Annotated in this window: 15 protein-coding genes; 14 read left to right on the top strand and 1 reads right to left on the bottom strand. The window is 72.8% G+C overall.

Going from position 1 to position 18,119, the window contains the following annotated elements; all coding sequences use genetic code 11:
* Nucleotides 1–380 precede the first annotated feature (380 nt).
* The 6 genes from LCE31_RS04580 to LCE31_RS04555 all read left to right on the top strand — a co-directional run bounded on the left by LCE31_RS04580 (nt 381) and on the right by LCE31_RS04555 (nt 7,214).
* On the top strand, nt 381–1,169 hold the full coding sequence (locus tag LCE31_RS04580) for a helix-turn-helix transcriptional regulator (RefSeq protein ID WP_225012658.1): 789 nt from the start codon (nt 381–383) through the stop codon (nt 1,167–1,169).
* Between the two features lie 278 nt (nt 1,170–1,447).
* The gene (locus LCE31_RS04575; protein WP_225012657.1) at nt 1,448–3,085 is read left to right on the top strand and encodes a peptide ABC transporter substrate-binding protein; all 1,638 of its coding nucleotides are present in this window, start codon (nt 1,448–1,450) and stop codon (nt 3,083–3,085) included.
* A 163-nt stretch (nt 3,086–3,248) separates the two neighbouring features.
* The gene (locus LCE31_RS04570) at nt 3,249–4,172 is read left to right on the top strand and encodes an ABC transporter permease (RefSeq protein WP_225012656.1); all 924 of its coding nucleotides are present in this window, start codon (nt 3,249–3,251) and stop codon (nt 4,170–4,172) included.
* Nucleotides 4,165–5,148: an ABC transporter permease gene (locus LCE31_RS04565; RefSeq protein WP_225012655.1), complete on the top strand. Its 984-nt coding sequence runs from the start codon at nt 4,165–4,167 to the stop codon at nt 5,146–5,148. The genes LCE31_RS04570 and LCE31_RS04565 overlap by 8 nt, the downstream gene beginning before the upstream one ends.
* Nucleotides 5,149–5,158: 10 nt before the next feature.
* Nucleotides 5,159–6,142 carry an ABC transporter ATP-binding protein gene (locus LCE31_RS04560; RefSeq protein ID WP_225012654.1) on the top strand — a complete coding sequence of 328 codons (984 nt, stop codon included), beginning with the start codon at nt 5,159–5,161 and terminating at the stop codon, nt 6,140–6,142.
* A complete protein-coding gene (locus LCE31_RS04555; protein WP_225012653.1) occupies nt 6,126–7,214 on the top strand; it encodes an ABC transporter ATP-binding protein in 1,089 nt (362 codons plus the stop codon). Before LCE31_RS04560 ends, LCE31_RS04555 begins: the two co-directional genes overlap by 17 nt.
* On the opposite strand, the gene LCE31_RS04550 is transcribed toward LCE31_RS04555, so the two are convergent.
* Nucleotides 7,197–9,332, bottom strand: coding sequence for a S9 family peptidase (locus LCE31_RS04550; protein ID WP_225012652.1), 2,136 nt, complete (start codon nt 9,330–9,332; stop codon nt 7,197–7,199). The two genes, LCE31_RS04555 and LCE31_RS04550, sit on opposite strands and share 18 nt — an antisense overlap.
* A 425-nt stretch (nt 9,333–9,757) precedes the next feature.
* On the opposite strand from LCE31_RS04550, the gene LCE31_RS04545 reads away from it, so the two are divergent.
* The 8 genes from LCE31_RS04545 to LCE31_RS04510 all read left to right on the top strand — a co-directional run bounded on the left by LCE31_RS04545 (nt 9,758) and on the right by LCE31_RS04510 (nt 17,994).
* On the top strand, nt 9,758–9,952 hold the full coding sequence (locus tag LCE31_RS04545; RefSeq protein ID WP_225012651.1) for a hypothetical protein: 195 nt from the start codon (nt 9,758–9,760) through the stop codon (nt 9,950–9,952).
* An 83-nt stretch (nt 9,953–10,035) separates the two neighbouring features.
* Complete coding sequence (gene mshB, locus LCE31_RS04540) at nt 10,036–10,965, top strand: N-acetyl-1-D-myo-inositol-2-amino-2-deoxy-alpha-D-glucopyranoside deacetylase (protein ID WP_225012650.1); 930 nt, start codon at nt 10,036–10,038, stop codon at nt 10,963–10,965.
* On the top strand, nt 10,962–11,396 hold the full coding sequence (locus tag LCE31_RS04535; RefSeq protein WP_225012649.1) for a DUF6113 family protein: 435 nt from the start codon (nt 10,962–10,964) through the stop codon (nt 11,394–11,396). Before mshB ends, LCE31_RS04535 begins: the two co-directional genes overlap by 4 nt.
* 197 nt (nt 11,397–11,593) lie before the next feature.
* Nucleotides 11,594–13,828: a hypothetical protein gene (locus LCE31_RS04530; RefSeq protein ID WP_225012648.1), complete on the top strand. Its 2,235-nt coding sequence runs from the start codon at nt 11,594–11,596 to the stop codon at nt 13,826–13,828.
* 657 nt (nt 13,829–14,485) lie between these two features.
* Complete coding sequence (locus tag LCE31_RS04525) at nt 14,486–15,409, top strand: ABC transporter ATP-binding protein (protein WP_225012647.1); 924 nt, start codon at nt 14,486–14,488, stop codon at nt 15,407–15,409.
* Entirely contained in the window at nt 15,409–16,164 is a 756-nt protein-coding gene (locus tag LCE31_RS04520) for an ABC transporter permease (protein ID WP_225012678.1), read from the top strand. The genes LCE31_RS04525 and LCE31_RS04520 overlap by 1 nt, the downstream gene beginning before the upstream one ends.
* Nucleotides 16,161–17,366 (top strand): sensor histidine kinase, encoded by a 1,206-nt coding sequence (locus LCE31_RS04515; protein WP_225012646.1) that lies wholly within the window; start codon nt 16,161–16,163, stop codon nt 17,364–17,366. Before LCE31_RS04520 ends, LCE31_RS04515 begins: the two co-directional genes overlap by 4 nt.
* A gap of 13 nt (nt 17,367–17,379) precedes the next feature.
* The gene (locus tag LCE31_RS04510; RefSeq protein WP_225012645.1) at nt 17,380–17,994 is read left to right on the top strand and encodes a response regulator transcription factor; all 615 of its coding nucleotides are present in this window, start codon (nt 17,380–17,382) and stop codon (nt 17,992–17,994) included.
* Nucleotides 17,995–18,119: the final 125 nt, after the last annotated feature.

The following is an 18,119-nucleotide window of genomic DNA, read 5'->3' as shown; positions in this document are numbered from 1 at the left end:
CCCCCCCGGGCGGCGGGCCCCCCCCCCCGGCGGGGCGCCCGCCGGGCGCGCCCCCCCCCCCGCCCCCGCGCCCCCCCCCCGGGGGGGGCCCCCCCCCCCCCCCCCGCGCCGAGCCCGGAAGGCCCCCCGCGCGTTCCGGTCGTCCCAGGGTCCTGCGCTCCCGATCCCTGGTCCATTCGTAGAATTGCGTATCGGCCGCCGTCGGACGCGGCGCACCGGCGGGGAGGGTTCCGGCGCGGAAGCGGAGCACGACGCGACCACCGGAAACGGAGACCGGGCAGCGGAAGAGACGCGAGAGCCGGAAACGGAGACCGGGCACAGCGGCCGGAACGGAGACCGACCGGGCCCGGGGCCGGGGAGATACGGGGAAGACGGGACCTATGGGCGATCCGCTCTCGGCACGCGACGACGCCCGGCTGCTCGACCTGGCCGCCGAGGTACTGACCGGCGACGACCCCGATCTGTTCTGGACCCGGGTGACCGGCGAGATCATGACCGCGCTGCCCGGGACGGCCGTGCTGTGCAAGAACGACGAGTGGACGGCGGCCTCCGGCCGGGTCCTCGCCTGGCCGGTCCCCCGGCAGCCGACGGCCGAGCAGCTGGCCTGCATCCGGGCCGGCTACCCGTTCGTCGGCGAGGGGCGGGTGATCCCCGCGGGCCCGCCCCTGGTCGCCAGCGGCGTGGCGGGGGACGGCGTGTGGCGCGACAGCGAGACCTACGAGGTGACCCGGGCGCTGTTCGGCACGCAGGACGTGATCGGGCTGCGGCTGGACGACGGGTCCCCCGGTCCGGTGCGCGGCCTGCTGGTGCACTGCACCGGCAGGGGCGGCACGGGACACGAGCGCGCGTACCTGGCCCGGGTGCAGCCGCTGCTGTGCGGCCTCGACCGGCACGCGTCGCTGCTGCGGCGCTGCACGGCGCCGCCCGCCGTCCCGGTGGGCGCGGACGCGCACCGGCTGACGGCGCGTGAGCGGACGGTGCTCGCGCTACTCGCGCAGGCGCTGCCCGCGCACACCATCGGCAGGCAGCTGCGGATCTCGGTGCGCACGGTGCACAAGCACGTGGAGAACATCTACCGGAAGTTCGGCACGCGGGACCGGCTGGAGACGGTACTGCGCGCCCAGGCGGCCGGACTTCTGCCGGACCCGGACGCCCGGGTCCGGCCGTAGCGGCGGATACGCCCGGCGCGGGGAGGCGGAGCCCTCCCGCGCCCGCGAACGTACCCAGCGGTGCGCCACGCGCGGGCGGCCGCATGCGCGGGCGCCACACCCGGCAGCCGTATCTGACGGAGTGACGCCCGTACCCGTCTCCGGGCCTCCCGGTGTTCCTGCATTCGGGCGTATCCGGCGCGCGGGACGGCGCGAACAGCGGCCGAGAAAATGCGGCTTACAAGCATATGGGGTGTATTTGGGTCCAAGAGATCTTGGGCCTGAAGAGGAGGCACTCCATGCGAGGAGCCACACACGCCAAGTGGGCCGCCGGCGCGGTCGCCGTCGCCCTCACGGCAACGGCCTGCGGCGGGGGAAGCAGCAGCGGCGGCAGTGGTGGCGGCGGCGCGAACGGGACCGTGAGCGCCTCCTGGGGCGACCCGCAGAACCCGCTGGAGCCGGCCAACACCAACGAGGTCCAGGGCGGCAAGGTCCTCGACATGATCTTCCGTGGCCTGAAGCGGTACGACCCGAAGACGGCCAAGGCGGAGAACTGGCTGGCCCAGTCGATCACCACCAAGGACTCGCGGAACTTCACCGTGACGGTGAAGAAGGGCTGGACGTTCTCCAACGGCGAGAAGGTCACGGCGAAGTCGTTCGTGGACGCCTGGAACTACGGCGCCTACCTGAAGAACAACCAGGTCAACTCGTCCTTCTTCCAGTACATCGACGGCTATGACCAGGTGCACCCCACGACGGGGCAGCCCAAGGCGAAGACGATGTCGGGGCTGAAGATCACCGGTCCGCAGACCTTCACGGTCCGCCTCTCGCAGAAGTTCTCGACCTGGCCCGACACCCTCGGCTACGCCGCGTTCGCGCCGCTGCCCAGCATGTTCTTCTCCGACCACGCCAAGTGGCTCGCCAAGCCCGTCGGCAACGGCCCGTACACGATCAGCAAGTACACCAAGGGCTCGGAGATGCAGCTGCGGACCTGGAAGAAGTACCCGGGTCCCGACAAGGCGAAGAACGGCGGCGTCGACCTCAAGGTCTACACCGACAACAACACCGCCTACACCGACCTGACGGCCGGGAACCTGGACCTGGTGGACGACATCCCCGCGGCCCAGCTGAAGAACGTGAAGTCGGACCTCGGCGGCCGGTACATCAACACCCCGGCCGGCATCATCCAGACGCTCGCCTTCCCGTTCTACGACAAGCGGTGGAACAACAAGAACGCGGCGAAGCTGCGCACCGGCCTCTCGATGGCCATCAACCGCGCGCAGATCACCAAGACGATCTTCAACAACACCCGCACCCCCGCCACCGACTGGACGTCCCCGGTGCTCGGCGCCGCGGGCGGCTACCAGAGCGGGCTGTGCGGCAAGTCCTGCCAGTACAACCCGGCCGAGGCCCGCAAGCTCATCAAGGAGGGCGGCGGCATCCCCGGCGGCCGGATGACGATCACGTACAACGCGGACACCGGCTCGCACAAGGAGTGGGTGGACGCCACCTGCAACAGCATCAACAACGTGCTGCACAACGACAAGGCGTGCGTCGGAGCGCCCGTCGGCACGTTCGCCGACTTCCGCAGCCAGATCACGCAGCACAAGATGACCGGTCCCTTCCGGGCCGGCTGGCAGATGGACTACCCGCTGATCCAGGACTTCCTCCAGCCGCTGTACTACACGGACGCCTCGTCGAACGACGGCAAGTTCTCCAGCCCGCAGTTCGACAAGCTGGTCAACCAGGCCAACGCGGAGACCGACAGGGCGAAGGCCGTGAAGCTGTTCCAGCAGGCCGAGGGCGTCGTACGGGACCAGATGGCCGCCATCCCGCTCTGGTACCAGAACGGCAGCGCCGGCTACTCCGACCGTGTCTCGAACGTCGAGCTGAACCCGTTCAGCGTCCCGGTCTACGGCGACATCAAGGTCAAGTGACGACGCCTCGTCACCCCCGGCCCGGCGCGGGTTTCCGTGCCGGGCCCCCCGCAGTGGGGGCGGCGGGACGGCCGGTACCCGGTCCGCGTGCGCGTACCCGCGAAGCCGTGTACGCGTTCTCGCGCCCGCACCCCGAAGGCTCGAACGACCCGCGGAGGCCGGCATGGGACGCTATGTGATCCGGCGGCTGCTCCAGATGATCCCCGTGTTCATCGGCGCGACGCTGCTGATCTTCCTGATGGTCAACGTCATGGGCGACCCCATCCAGGGCCTGTGCGGCGACAAGGCGTGCGACCCCGCGACGGCCGCCCAGCTGCGCAGCGAGTTCGGCCTCGACAAGCCGCTGTGGCAGCAGTACCTGACCTACATGGGCCATGTCTTCGAGGGGAACTTCGGGACGGCGTTCAACGGGCAGCCGGTCATCGAGCTGATGGGCGACGCGTTCCCCGTCACCATCCGGCTGACGATCATCGCGATCATCTTCGAGATCATCATCGGTATCGCGCTCGGTGTGGTGACCGGTCTGCGCAGGGGCAGCCCGACCGACACGACGGTGCTGCTGCTCACGCTCGTGGTGATCTCCGTACCGACCTTCGTCACCGGCCTGATCGTCCAGCTGCTGTTCGGCGTGAAGTGGAACCTCATCCAGCCGTCGGTCTCCCCCGCGGCCCCGTTCGACGAGCTGATCATGCCGGGTCTGGTGCTCGCGTCCGTCTCGCTCGCGTACGTCACCCGGCTCACCCGTACCTCCATCGCGGAGAACCGGCGCTCCGACTACGTGCGCACCGCGACCGCCAAGGGCCTGCCGCGCCACCGGGTGATCGTGCGCCACCTGCTGCGCAACTCGCTGATCCCGGTCGTCACCTTCATCGGCACGGACATCGGCGGCCTGATGGGCGGGGCGATCGTCACGGAGCGGATCTTCAACATCCACGGCGTCGGCTTCCAGCTCTACCAGGGCATCCTGCGCCAGAACTCGCAGACCGTGGTCGGCTTCGTGACCGTGCTCGTGCTGGTCTTCCTGGTCGCCAACCTGCTGGTCGACCTCTTGTACGCCGTTCTCGACCCGAGGATCAGGTATGCCTGAAGAACTCCCGAGGAACGCGGGCGACGGTGCCATCGCGCCCACCGGCGGCGGCGGTGCGATGGACATCGCGACCGAGGGCGAGGGCCCCGGCGTCAGCCCCGGCGCGCCGGAGGGCGGCGGCGCCTCGGGCGAGGCGCGCAGCCTGTGGTCGGACGCATGGCGCGACCTGCGCCGCAACCCGGTCTTCATCATCTCGGCGCTGGTGATCCTGTTCCTGGTCTTCATCTCGATCTGGCCGCAGGCGATCGCCTCGGGCAACCCGCTGTCCTGCGACCTCGCGAAGGCGCAGGACGGGCCGGCGCCCGGCCATCCGTTCGGCTTCAACGGCCAGGGCTGCGACGTCTACACGCGGACGGTGTACGGGGCGCGCGCCTCGGTCACGGTCGGTGTGCTGGCCACGCTCGGGGTGGCGATCCTCGGCTCGGTCCTCGGCGGGCTGGCCGGCTTCTACGGCGGCTGGGGCGACGCGGTCCTGTCCCGGATCACCGACATCTTCTTCGGCATCCCGGTCGTGCTCGGCGGCCTGGTGCTGCTGTCGGTGATCACCAACACGACGGTCTGGCCGGTGATCGGCTTCATCGTCCTGCTGGGCTGGCCGCAGATCTCCCGTATCGCGCGCGGCTCGGTCATCACCGTCAAGCAGAACGACTTCGTGCAGGCGGCGCGCGCGCTCGGCGCGTCCAACTCGCGGATGCTGCTGCGGCACATCATGCCGAACGCCGTCGCGCCGGTGATCGTCGTCGCGACCATCGCGCTCGGTACGTACATCTCGCTGGAGGCGACGCTCTCCTTCCTCGGTGTCGGCCTGAAGCCGCCCACCGTCTCGTGGGGCATCGACATCTCGGCGGCGTCGCCGTACATCCGCAACGCGCCGCACATGCTCCTGTATCCGGCGGGCGCACTGGCGATCACGGTGCTCGCGTTCATCATGCTGGGCGACGCGGTGCGCGACGCCCTCGACCCCAAACTGCGCTGAGGAGCCCGCCATGCTGCTCGAAGTGCGCGACCTGCACGTGGAGTTCCACACCCGCGAAGGCGTCGCCAAGGCCGTCAACGGCGTCAGCTACTCGGTGGACGCGGGCGAGACGCTCGCCGTGCTCGGCGAGTCCGGTTCCGGCAAGTCCGTCACCGCGCAGGCGATCATGGGCATCCTCGACGTGCCGCCCGGCCGGATCTCCGGCGGCGAGGTCCTCTTCCAGGGCCGCGACCTGCTGAAGCTGAAGGAGGACCAGCGGCGCAAGGTGCGCGGCGCCGAGATGGCGATGATCTTCCAGGACGCGCTGTCGTCGCTCAACCCGGTGCTCACGGTGGGACAGCAGCTGGGCGAGATGTTCGTGGTGCACCGGGGGATGTCCCGCAAGGACGCGCGGGCGAAGGCCGTCGAGCTGATGGACCGGGTCCGTATCCCCGCCGCCGCGGAGCGCGTGGGGCAGTACCCGCACCAGTTCTCCGGCGGCATGCGCCAGCGCATCATGATCGCGATGGCGCTGGCCCTCGAACCGTCGCTGATCATCGCGGACGAGCCGACGACGGCCCTGGACGTCACCGTGCAGGCGCAGGTGATGGACCTGCTCGCGGAGCTCCAGCGGGAGCTCAACATGGGGCTCATCCTGATCACCCACGACCTCGGTGTGGTCGCGGACGTCGCCGACAAGATCGCCGTGATGTACGCGGGCCGCATCGTGGAGACGGCGCCCGTGCACGACATCTACAAGGCGCCGGCCCACCCGTACACGCGCGGCCTGCTCGACTCGATCCCCCGGCTCGACCAGAAGGGTCAGGACCTCTACGCGATCAAGGGCCTGCCGCCGAGCCTGCTGAACATCCCGCCCGGTTGCGCCTTCAACCCGCGCTGTCCGCGCGCGCGGGACGTGTGCACCACGGACGAGCCACCGCTGTACGAGGTGAGCGGGGTGCGGCGCAGCGCCTGCCACTTCTGGAGGGAGACGCTCGATGACGTCGACAACTGAGGCCCGCCGGGACGCGGCGACCGTGCTGGAGGTGCGCGACCTCGTCAAGCACTACCCGCTGACCCAGGGCGTCCTCTTCCGGCGGCAGGTCGGCGCGGTGAAGGCCGTCGACGGCGTCTCCTTCGGGCTCGCGGCCGGCGAGACGCTCGGCATCGTGGGCGAGTCCGGCTGCGGCAAGTCGACCGTCGCGAAGATGCTCGTGCACCTGGAGGAGCCGACCAGCGGCCGGATCACCTTCAAGGGCGAGGACGTCACCAGGCTGTCCGGCAGGGCGATGAAGGCCGTACGGCGCAACATCCAGATGGTGTTCCAGGACCCGTACACCTCGCTGAACCCGCGCATGACGGTCGGCGACATCATCGGCGAGCCGTACGAGATCCACCCGGAGGCCGCGCCCAAGGGCAGCAGGCGCCGCAGGGTGCAGGACCTGCTGGACGTGGTGGGGCTCAACCCCGAGTACATCAACCGCTATCCGCACCAGTTCTCCGGCGGCCAGCGCCAGCGGATCGGCATCGCGCGCGGGCTGGCGCTCCGGCCCGAGGTGATCGTCGCGGACGAGCCGGTGTCCGCGCTCGACGTGTCGGTGCAGGCGCAGGTCATCAATCTGATGGACCGGCTCCAGAGCGAGTTCGACCTGAGCTATGTCTTCATCGCGCACGACCTCTCGATCGTGCGGCACATCTCGGACCGGATCGCGGTGATGTACCTCGGCAAGATCGTCGAGACCGGTTCGGAGACCGAGATCTACGACCATCCGACGCACCCGTACACGCAGGCGCTGCTGTCCGCCGTGCCGCTGCCCGACCCGACGGGGCGCGAGCACCGGGAGCGCATCCTGCTCCAGGGCGACGTGCCGTCCCCGGCGAACCCGCCCTCGGGCTGCCACTTCCGCACGCGCTGCTGGAAGGCCCAGGAGATCTGCGCCGTTGAGGAGCCGCCGCTCGCCGTGCCGCCCTGGTTCCGTGAGGAGGGCGGGCCCGCCGCGCACCCGTCGGCCTGCCACTTCGCGGAGGAGAAGCAGATCGTGCCGACGGGCGACGGGGGCGACGGGGCGTCAGGACAGCCCGAGTGACCGCTTGAGGAAGTCGAGCTGGAGCAGCAGCAGGTTCTCCGCGATCTGCTCCTGCGGCGTCATGTGCGTGGCGCCGGTCAGCGGCAGCACCTCGTGCGGCCGGCCCGCCTCGAGCAGCGCGGTGGACAGCCGCAGCGAGTGCGCCACCACGACGTTGTCGTCCGCGAGCCCGTGGATGATCATCATCGGCCTGACGGTCTCCGCCGGCTGCGACAGGCCCGCGTCGGTGATCAGCGAGTTGCGGGCGTACACCTCGGGGTTCTCGGCCGGGTCCCCGAGGTAGCGCTCCTGGTAGTGCGTGTCGTACAGGCGCAGGTCGGTGACGGGCGCGCCGACGACCGCCGCGTGGAAGACGTCGGGCCTGCGCAGCACGGCGAGCGCGGCCAGGAAGCCGCCGCCCGACCAGCCGCGGATGCCCACCCTGCCGAGGTCGAGCGGGAAGTCGGCGGCCAGCGCGGTCAGCGCGTCCACCTGGTCCTCAAGGATGACGGCCGCCATCTCGTCCTTGATGGACTTCTCCCACTCGGGGTCACGGCCCGGCGTGCCCCGGCCGTCGGCGACGACGACCGCGAACCCCTGGTCGGCGAACCACTGGGACGTCAGGTGCGCGTGGTGCGAGTTGACCGCGCGCTGCATGTGCGGGAAGGCGTAGGGGTCGACGAGGACCGGCAGCCTGCCGTCCGACTCCTGGTAGCCGCTCGGCAGCAGTACGGCGCTCGGGACGCGCCGCTCGCCCGCCTCCGTGAGCCGGAAGCGCGCGGTGAGGACCGGCTCCTCGGCGTACGAGACGATGGCGACGGGCGGCCTGCCCTCGCGCAGCACGGTGACGGCCGGGCCGCTCGGATCGGGACCCGCCGAGCGCAGGACGGTGGTGTCGCCGCCGCGTACCGCCGTGTGCAGTCCCGGGCCCTCCGAGACGCGCTGGACGCCGAGTTCGTTGACGCGGTAGACGTGCACCTCGCCCGTCTCGGGGTCCTCGGCCTCCGGGCCCGCCGACGCGGAGACCAGGATGTCCCGCACCTCGACGCCGAGCACCTCCCGCACGTGCAGCCGGGGACCCGTCAGGGCCCGGTCCCCCACCACGAGGACGCGCGCGCCGCCCTCGTCCGCGATCCGTACGAGCCGCCCGTCCGGCGCCCAGACCGGGACACCGTGGTGCAGGTCGAGCCAGCGCGGGTCCTCGTCCTGGTGCACGACGCGGGTCTCCCCCGTCACCGTGTTGACGGTCAGGCACTGCGTGCGCCGCTGGTCCCTCGACTGGACCAGCAGCAGCGGCGCCCCGGCCGCCGACCAGTGCACGCGCGCGAGATACGGGAAGCGCGCCCGGTCCCAGCCGACCTCGGTGCGCGCGCCCGCGAGGTCCGTGAGGAACAGCGTCACGTCGGCGTTGGGCGTGCCCGCCGCCGGATAGGACACGGAGGCCGGCGGCTTGTCCGGGTGCGCCGGGTCGGAGATCCACCACCTGCGGACCTTCGCGGTGTCGACGCGGGCGACGAGCAGCCGGTCCGACTCGGGCGACCACCAGAAGCCGCGCGTACGGCCCATCTCCTCGGCCGCGACGAACTCGGCCACCCCGTAGGCCACTTCGTCCTTCTCGGGGGCCGCGAGCTCCCGGTCGCCGGTCCCGTCCGCCCCGGCCACGCGCAGCGCGCCGCGGGTCACGTACGCGACGTGGCGGCCGTCGGGCGAGAGCCTGGGGTCGATGACGGGTCCCGGCGCGTCCAGCTCCCGTACGACCGGATCGGTCAGGGACGCGGTGAACAGGCGTCCGGAGAGCGTGAAGACGGCCGTCTCGACGGCGCCGTCGACCGCGTAGCCGACGACGCCGCCCGAGCTCTCGCGCGCCCGCTCCCGCCGGGCCCGCTCCTGCGCGGACAGCTGCTCGGGCGCGCCGCCGAGCAGGGAGAGGGGGTCGGCGGCGATGCGCTCCTTGGGGCCGTCCTCGGCCGTGAGGTCCACCACCCAGAGCCGGTTCACCCGATCGGTGCCGGACGAGGACCGCAGGAAGACCACGCGTGCCCCGTCCGGCGAGACGGTGAAGGCACGGGGGGCACCGAGTGTGAACCTCTGGGTCTTCGCGTGCTGCCGCGGAAACGAAAGCTGATCCTTCAAGGTCATGCACCCGAATCTAACGGCCGTGCGCCCCCGTTGTGCTGCCGTGCTCCGATCGATGCGTGGGAGCGGATAGTTATGATCCATAGCGGCTGGTGGGTATGAACCACCCGCCGGGCACATGCTGCCCGGACGTTCCCCCGGCCCCTGCCAACCGCCCGCCGACCACTGCCCGCAGGCCGCTCCACCGGCCGACCCGCCGAGCCGCCGCTCCCGACCCGCGGACTACCGCTCCTCCGATGCGCCGACCTGCCGACCACTTTGTCCGTGCCGCCCCGTACAGCCCGTGCTCCGGCGTGCGTTCCCCGTGTCCCGGACCCGGGCCCCGCCGTTGCCCCGCCGCGGCTGTTTCGCCGCCGCCCCCGCCGTTCTCTCCTGACGACGTCTGTCCCCAGACCTCTTGCCCAAACGCCCTGTGGAGGTGAATCACCGTGGTGCTCTCGATCTCACTGGCGGTGCTGCTCGTGGTCATCGTCATCATGATGATCCGCAAGTCGGGACTGAAGGCCGGGCACGCCATCGTCTGCGCGCTCGCGGGCTTCTTCCTCGCGAGTTCCTCGATCGCCCCGACGATCACCTCTCTGACGTCGAGCGTGGCGGGCATGATCGGCAACATCAAGTTCTGACGGCGGGCCCGGCCCCGCCCTTCGGGGACCGGCCCCGGGGACGGGCGGGACGCGCTGTCGGCGGGGCCTCGTAGGCTGGGGCCATGACCGATCCGTCCGACCGCCGGCTGCTGCTCGTCCACGCGCACCCCGACGACGAAACGATCAACAACGGCGCCACCATGGCCAGGTACGCGGCCGAGGGCGCCGGCGTGACGCTGGTGACCTGCACCCTCGGCGAGGAGGGCGAGGTCATCCCGCCGGACCTCGCGCACCTCGCGGCCGACCGGGACGACACCCTCGGCGCGCACCGGATCGGCGAGCTGGCCGCGGCCATGAAGGCGCTCGGCGTCAGCGACCACCGCTTCCTCGGCGGGCCCGGCCGGTTCCGCGACTCCGGGATGATGGGCCTCCCGCAGAACGAGCGGGAGGGCGCGTTCTGGCACACGGAGGTCGACGCGGCGGCGCCGTACCTGGTGGAGATCGTGCGCTCCGTCCGTCCGCAGGTCCTCGTCACGTACGACGACAACGGCGGGTACGGGCACCCCGACCACATCCAGGCCCACCGGGTGGCCATGCGGGCGGCGGCGCTCGCCGCCGACGCGGCGTACCGCCCCGACCTCGGCCCCGCGCACACGATCGCCAAGGTGTACTGGAACCGGGTGCCCCGCGAGGCGGCCGAGGAGGGCTTCGCCCGGCTCCGCGCGAGCGGTGTGGCCTTCCCCGGCGTGGCGCGTGTCGAGGACCTCCCCGGCGTGGTGGACGACGCGTCGGTCACGGCCGCGATCGACGGTTCCGCGTTCGCCGCGCGCAAGACGGCCGCGATGCGGGCGCACGCCACGCAGATCGCGGTGGACGGTCCGTTCTTCGCGCTCTCCAACGACCTGGGCCAGCCGCTGTTCACGACGGAGTACTACGAACTGGTGCGCGGCGAGGCGGGGGCGCCGCCCGGCGAGCGGGAGGACGACCTGTTCGCGGGGGTCGTCACGGAGGCGGCGGGGGCCGTCGCGGAGACAAGGGAGGCGCGGGCGTGAGCGGTTCGTACTCGGGAACGGGCGGTGGACCGGCGAAGCGGCCCGGGCCCGGCCTCGTCGCCGCCTGCGTCGGGCTGCTGGTGCTCGGGGCGGCGGTCGGCGTCGCGGGCGCCCTCGTGCAGGGCGGCCTCTTCCCCGGCGGGCTGCTGCTCGCCCTGGTCGCGACGGCCGCGGTCTTCCTCGGCGGACAGCGCGCCACCCGCAGCCAGTTGGGGCTCGCCGCCGCGGTCGTGGGGTGGCTGGTGTCCGTCGTGGTGCTGAGCATGGGCCGCCCCGAGGGTGACGGCGCGTTCGCCGCCGGCCTCGGACCGCTCGTCTACCTGCTCGGAGGCATGGTGATCGCTGTGATCTGCGCCACCGTCCCACGCGCCGCGGGCCTGGCGGGGCGCTCCTCCGCACCCCTCGCGAGGCCGGGACCGCGCAGCCGGTGAGCTTGTCCGGACCGTGGGGGTTTGACCCGCGGAACACCCTGCGGGACGGACGGCTTCACACGGTCGTCGGGTACATGTCCGCCAGGCCCAGTATGGTGGTGCGCGCTCCGGACCGTACCCCGGCTTTCGGCACGGGGACCTGAACACGCGTATCAGTAAGTAAGAACGGGCGGCGGAGCCAACCGGGAGAACCTGCTTTGAGTCGTGAAACTGACAGTTCGCCCTCCGGGCCCCAGGGGCGCGGAGGTTCGCCGTACCCGTCGGGGGACGCGCCGTACGGATCGCGCCAGGCGCCGGGGCTTCAGCAGGACGCCGGCGAGGAGTCCGGTGCGGCGCGCAAGGGCGAGCCCAGAACCGAGACCACGCTGACGACGCGCATCCGGATCAACATCCCCGGTTCGCGGCCGATCCCGCCGGTCGTCGTGCGGACGCCGGTGGCGGACGGCGGCGAGGCGGCGGACGGCCGGGGCACCGCGGCGGCCGCCCGGGACGACGCGTCCGACGGCGGCGGTGAGCGTACGGGCTCCACGCCGGCGCCCGGCACGCCGGCCATGCCGGCGCAGAACCGGCAGGAGCCCGCGGGGGAACCGGCGCCGCAGCCGGAGAAGAAGACCAGCGACTGGTTCGCGCCCCGCAAGCCGATGGCGGCGGGCGGCGCGATGGGCGCGGGCGCCGCGGCCACCTCGGGCGACGGCACGCAGGGCGGCGCGGGTACGCCGGGCAGCGGCGCGGGCGCGCCGGACGCCGGGGCGGCCCCCGGCGCCGGTGGCACCGGCGCGGGCACGTCCCCCTATTCCGACTATTCCGACACCGCGTACTCCGACACGGCCTACCAGGACCCGTACCAGGCGGAGGGGTACCGCGACGACGCCGAGCGGCCGGGCGGCCCGGGGGTCCCGCCCTACGGCGTGGCTCCGGTGCCGGGCCCCGGCGAGCAGCCGAACGGTCCGACGACGGGCCCCGCCACGGGCAGTTCCGTCCTGGGCGCGGCCGACGGCGCGGGCCACGGCGGGCCGGTGCCCGCGGGCCCCGGCCACACGCCGCCGTACGGTACGCCAGGGGTCGGCGCGCAGGGGCCGGGCACGGACCGGGACGGGGCGCCCGCGCAGGGCGGCGCGCCGGGCGCGGGCGGGCCGCCGCGCCTGTCGGACGACACCGCCATCCTGACGCCCCAGCAGTTCGTCCCGGAGCCCGGCGCTCAGGGCGCTCCGGGTGCGGCTCCTGACGGCCATGTGTCGGGCTCGACGCTCTCCAGCGGGGTCCCCGCCACGTCGGCCGAGGGCCGCACGGCGCCGTTCCCCGGCGGAGGCGGGCGCCGCCCCGACCTGACGCCCCGTCTCGACGGCCAGGGCACGCCCGGCGCGCCCGGCCAGGACCCCGGCGGTCCCGGCGCGGGCCCGGGGGACGCACCGGTGGCGCCCGCCGCGGCGGCGCCCGCGGCCAAGCCCGCCCCTGCCAAGCCCACCGCGAAGAAGAAGGGCCGTTCCAAGCTGGTCCTCGCGGTGGTGGCGGTGCTCGTGGTGGGCGGCGGCCTGTACGGCGCGGGCCTGGTGATGAACCACGCGGACGTGCCGAAGGGCACCACCGTGCTCGGCGTCGACATCGGCGGCAGCACGAAGGACGGCGCCGTGGACACGCTGGAGAAGCACCTCGGCAAGACCGCCGCGATGCCGCTGAAGCTGACCGTGGGCGGCAAGAGCCAGTCCCTCCTGCCCGAGAACGCCGGCCTGACCCTGGACGACCAGGCGACGGTCGAGGCCGCGTCGGGTCCTGACTACAACCCGGTCGACGTGGTCGGTTCCCTGTTCGGCAGGGCACGGCCCGTCGACCCGGTGATGCCGGTGGACGACGAGAAGCTGACGTCCGCGCTCACCGGGATGGCGCAGTCCCTCGGGTCCGCGCGCGAGGGCACCATCACGTTCAGCACGGGCACGCCCGTCGCCGTGCCCGGCCGGGCCGGCACGGGGCTCGACGTGGCGCGCGCCAAGCAGGCCGTACGGGACGCCTACCGCAACCAGGTGGAGACGGGCCGGGCGGTCGCGGTGAGCGTGCCGACGGTGGAGCAGCAGCCGACCATCAGCGGGGCCGAGATCGACCGGGCGATGAAGGAGTTCGCGAAGCCCGCGATGTCCGGGCTCGTCACCATCAAGGCGTCCACCGGCGCGTCGATCCAGTTCGGCCAGGTGTCGCTGCCGAAGATCCTCTCGATGAAGGCGGTCGACGGGAAGCTGGTGGACTCCTACGACCTGAAGGCGCTGAAGTCCGCATACGGTTCCGCGTTCGACGGGGTGCAGGTCAAGCGCGCCGACGGCTCCAGCACGGCGGTCACACCGCAGGACGTCGCGGACCAGCTGCGGGTGGCGCTGCGCGGCAAGACCCCGGACGAGCGGGTGCGGGAGATCGGCGAGAAGACGACGGGGCTCACCGGCTGACGGGCTCCCCGGGCTGACGAGACCCACCGGCTGACGGGGCTCATCAGCTCACGGGGCCCACCGACTGAGGGGGCTCCCCCGGCTGACGGGACCCACCGGCCGACGGGGCTCATCAGCTCACGGGGCCCACCGGCTGAGCGGGTTCACCGGCCGACAGGGCCCACCGGCTGACCCGACCCACCGGCTGAGGGGCTCCCCCGGCTGACGGGACTCACCGGCCGACAGGGCCCACCGGCTGACGGGACCCACCGGCTGAGGGGCTCCCCCGGCCGACGGGCTCCCCCGGCCGACGGGCTCCCCCGGCCGACGGGGCTCATCACCTCACGGGGCCCACCGACTGAGGGGGCACCCGCGACCCACGTGGACACGGGACTGCTTCGGCGCCGCCGCTGCCGCCGCCGCGTGTCATGGGGCCCCGGGGGGGGGCGCCGGGGGGGGGGGGGGGGCGCCGACGGCCCCCGGGCGGCCGCGGGGGGGGGGGGGGGGGGGGGGCGCGCGAACGACACCCGGCCCCGCCAGCCGCCCCCCCCCGGGGCCGCCCCGCCCCCCCCCCCCCCCGCGCCCGGCCCCCCCCCCCCCCCCCCCCCCCCCCCCCCCCCCCCCCCCCACCACACCCCGCACTGCCGGACGCTCGGCGCGGCGGCCAGGATGGAAGCCATGAAGACGACAGCTTCCGCGACCACCGCGGTGGTCACCTTCGCCCATGTGTCGAAGGCCTACGGCGCGGTCCGCGCCGTGGACGGCCTCACCCTCGATCTGCACCCCGGAGAGACGGTGGCGCTGCTCGGGCCCAACGGCGCCGGCAAGTCCTCCACGCTCGACCTGCTGCTCGGGCTGCGGGTCCCCGACACCGGCAGTGTGACGGTGTTCGGGACCACTCCCCAGGGCGCCATCGCGCGGGGCCACGTCGGCGCGATGCTCCAGAGCGGCGGCCTGATGGAGGGTGTGAAGGTCCGCGAGATCGTGACGCTCGCCTGCGACCTGCACCCGAAGCCGCTCCCGGTGGACGAGGTGATGGACCGGGCGGGCATCGCCCCGATCGCCGACCGCATGGTCGGCAAGCTCTCCGGCGGGCAGGAGCAGCGCGTCCGCTTCGCGCTCGCGACGGCCGGGGCCAACGACCTGATCGTGCTGGACGAGCCGACCACCGGCATGGACGTCACGGCGCGCCAGGCGTTCTGGTCCACGATGCGGGAGCAGGCCGATCAGGGCCGCACGGTCCTGTTCGCGACGCACTACCTGGAGGAGGCCGACGCGATCGCCGACCGGGTCCTCGTCCTGCACAAGGGCAGGCTCCTCGCGGACGGCACGGCGGCCGAGATCAAGGCGAAGGCGGGCGCCCGGCGCATCGCGTTCGACCTGGACGGAGCCATCGACGAGCCGACGCTGCGCGGGCTGCCCTTCCTCAGCGCCTTCTCCGTGTCCGGCACGACGGTGCGGATGCAGTCGCACGACGCGGACGCGACGGTGCACGCGCTGTACGGCCTGGGGCTGTACCCGCGCAATCTGGAGGTCGCCGGACTCGGCCTCGAGCAGGCGTTCGTGGCCATCACCGAGGCCGAGGAGGCCAGGACCGCATGATGCCGAAGCTCTCCTACGGTGCGCTGATCAAGCTGGAGATCACCCGCACCCTGCGCAACAAGAAGTTCATGTTCTTCTCGGTCGTCTATCCGGCGGGCCTCTTCCTGGTGATCGCGGGACCGCAGGACAACACCACGATCTCCGGTACGGGCGGGCTCACACTCGGCGCGTTCTACATGGTCGCCATGGCGTCCTTCGGGGCCCTGACGGCGGTGCTGATGGGCAACAGCGAGCGCATCGCCAAGGAGCGGGAGAGCGGCTGGGTGCGGCAACTGCGCCTGACCGCGCTGCCGGGCCGCGGCTACGTCCTCGCGAAGATCGCGAGCGCGGCCGTGGTGAGCCTGCCGTCGATCATCATCGTGTTCCTGCTGGCCGCCGCCATCAAGCACATCCACCTGGAGGTGTGGCAGTGGCTCGCGCTCACGGGCGTGATCTGGGCGGGCAGCCTCTGCTTCGCGGCGCTCGGTGTGGCCATCGGATACCTCGCCACGGGTGACGCCGTACGGCCCATCACGATGATCATCTACTTCGGCCTGTCGATCCTCGGCGGGCTGTGGCTGCCGACCACGAACTATCCTCAGTGGCTCCAGAACATCACGGAGTGGCTGCCCACCCACGCCTACGCGGGCCTCGGGCAGGCCATCGAGCTGGGCGGCGCGCCGCACGGGAAGGACGTGGCCATCATCATCGGCTACTTCCTCGTGTTCGCGGCGGGCGCCGCGTGGCTGTACCGGAAGGACACCAGGAAGGCGTGAGCGACCAGCGGCCCTCGGGCAGCCTGACGCCGGGCGGCGGCCTCGACGTGCCGATCGGACGGCCGCCGGAGAGCCGCCGCCAGGCGCTGGTCAAGCTGGCGTGGACGGGCATCTGGCTCGCCTACCTCGGGGCGCCGGTGGCCGACCTCGGCGACGGCGGCCACAGCTGGTGGGCCATCGTCCTGGGTTCGTCCGGACTGGCGGGGTTCGTCGCACTGTATCTCACGGTGGTCTTCCGCCGGATGGGCAGGCCCCTCGGTCAGCGCGCGGTGCGGGTGCTGCTGGGCGGGGCGTTCGTGCTCGCGCTGTGCCTGGCGCCGACCATGGGCTCGCCGTGGCTGGTGCTGTTCGTGTACGTGGCGGTGTCGGCGGGCGCCGCGCTGCCCCTGCGCCAGACGGCGGTCGCGATCCCGGTGGCCGTGGGCTCCATGCTGCTGGTCGGGACGCTGACGGGTGACGACATCGGTTTCGTGGTGGCGCTGGTCCTGCCGGCGCTGCTCGGCGGCTTCGCCATGGTGGGCGTGAGCCAGCTCGTGCGCACGATGACCGAACTGCGCCAGGCGCGTACGACGGTCGCCACGCTCGCCGCGAACGAGGAGCGCCTGCGGATGGCCCGCGACCTGCACGACCTGCTCGGCCACTCACTGTCCCTGATCACGCTCAAGAGTGAACTGGCGGGCCGGATGCTGCCGGGCGAGCCCGGCCTGGCGGCCGAGCAGGTCGCCGACATCGAACGGGTGAGCAGGCAGGCCCTGACGGACGTACGGGAGGCGGTCAGCGGCTATCGCAGGCTGACGCTCCCCGGTGAACTGGCCGGCGCGCGCACGACGCTGGCGGTCGCCGGCATCGCGACGCGGCTGCCCGCCGAGGCGCCGGTGGACCTGCCGGGCACGCTCGGACCGGAGTCGGAGGAGGCGCTCGCCTGGTCGCTGCGGGAGGCCGTCACCAACGTCGTACGGCACAGCGGGGCCCGCACCTGCGCCGTCACCCTGGCGCCGCGGCAGACGCTGGACGGGCTGTTCCTCCAGCTCAGCGTGGAGGACGACGGCAGGGGCATCGGCACGGCGCCGAGGGGGAACGGCCTGACGGGCCTCGGCGAGCGGCTCGGCAAGGCCGGCGGGACGCTGGAACTGCGGTCGTCCCGCTCGGGGCTGACGCTGACGATGCGCGTCCCGCTGGCCCCGCCGGACCAGCATGTCTGACAGTATCCGGGGCATGAGCGCGCAGATCCGGGTCCTCCTCGCCGAGGACCAGTCCATGGTCCGCGAGGCACTCGCCGCGCTGCTCGGCCTGGAACCCGACATGGAGGTGGTGGCCCAGGCCGCCCGGGGCGACGAAGTGGTGGCGGCGGCCCGGGAGCACGCGGTGGACGTGGCGCTGCTGGACATCGAGATGCCGGGGATGACGGGCATCGAGGCGGCGGCGGAGCTGACGGCCGCGCTGCCGTCGGTGCGGGTGGTGGTGCTGACGACGTTCGGCAGGCCGGGCTATCTGCGCCGGGCGATGGAGGCGGGCGCGGTGGCGTTCCTCGTGAAGGACGCGCCGGCGTCCCAACTGGCCGAGGCGGTAAGGGCGGTGCTCGCGGGAGAACGGGTGATCGACCCCACTCTCGCGGCGGCGGCGCTGGCCGAGGGCGCGAACCCGCTGACGGACCGGGAGTGCGAGGTGCTGGCCGCGGCGGCGGACGGGGCGACCAACGCGGAACTGGCCCGCGAGCTGCACCTCTCGCAGGGCACGGTACGCAACTACCTGTCGACGGCCATCCAGAAGCTGGCGGTGCGCAACCGCGCGGAGGCGGTCCGCACGGCCCGCGACAAGGGCTGGCTCTGACCCGGCCCCAGACCGCCGAGCCCGGCACGGCGCCGGGGCCGCGGGGCCCGAGCCCGGCGGGGGCAAGAGAGAGCACGTGCGACGGCCCGCTCCCCCGACCGCGCGTACGACGACGCCCCCGCTCC

The organism is Streptomyces sp. 8L (assembly GCF_020176795.1).
Lineage (GTDB): Bacteria > Actinomycetota > Actinomycetes > Streptomycetales > Streptomycetaceae > Streptomyces.
Note: the sequence above shows the minus strand (reverse complement) of the source record. Positions and strands in the feature narration are given on the sequence as shown.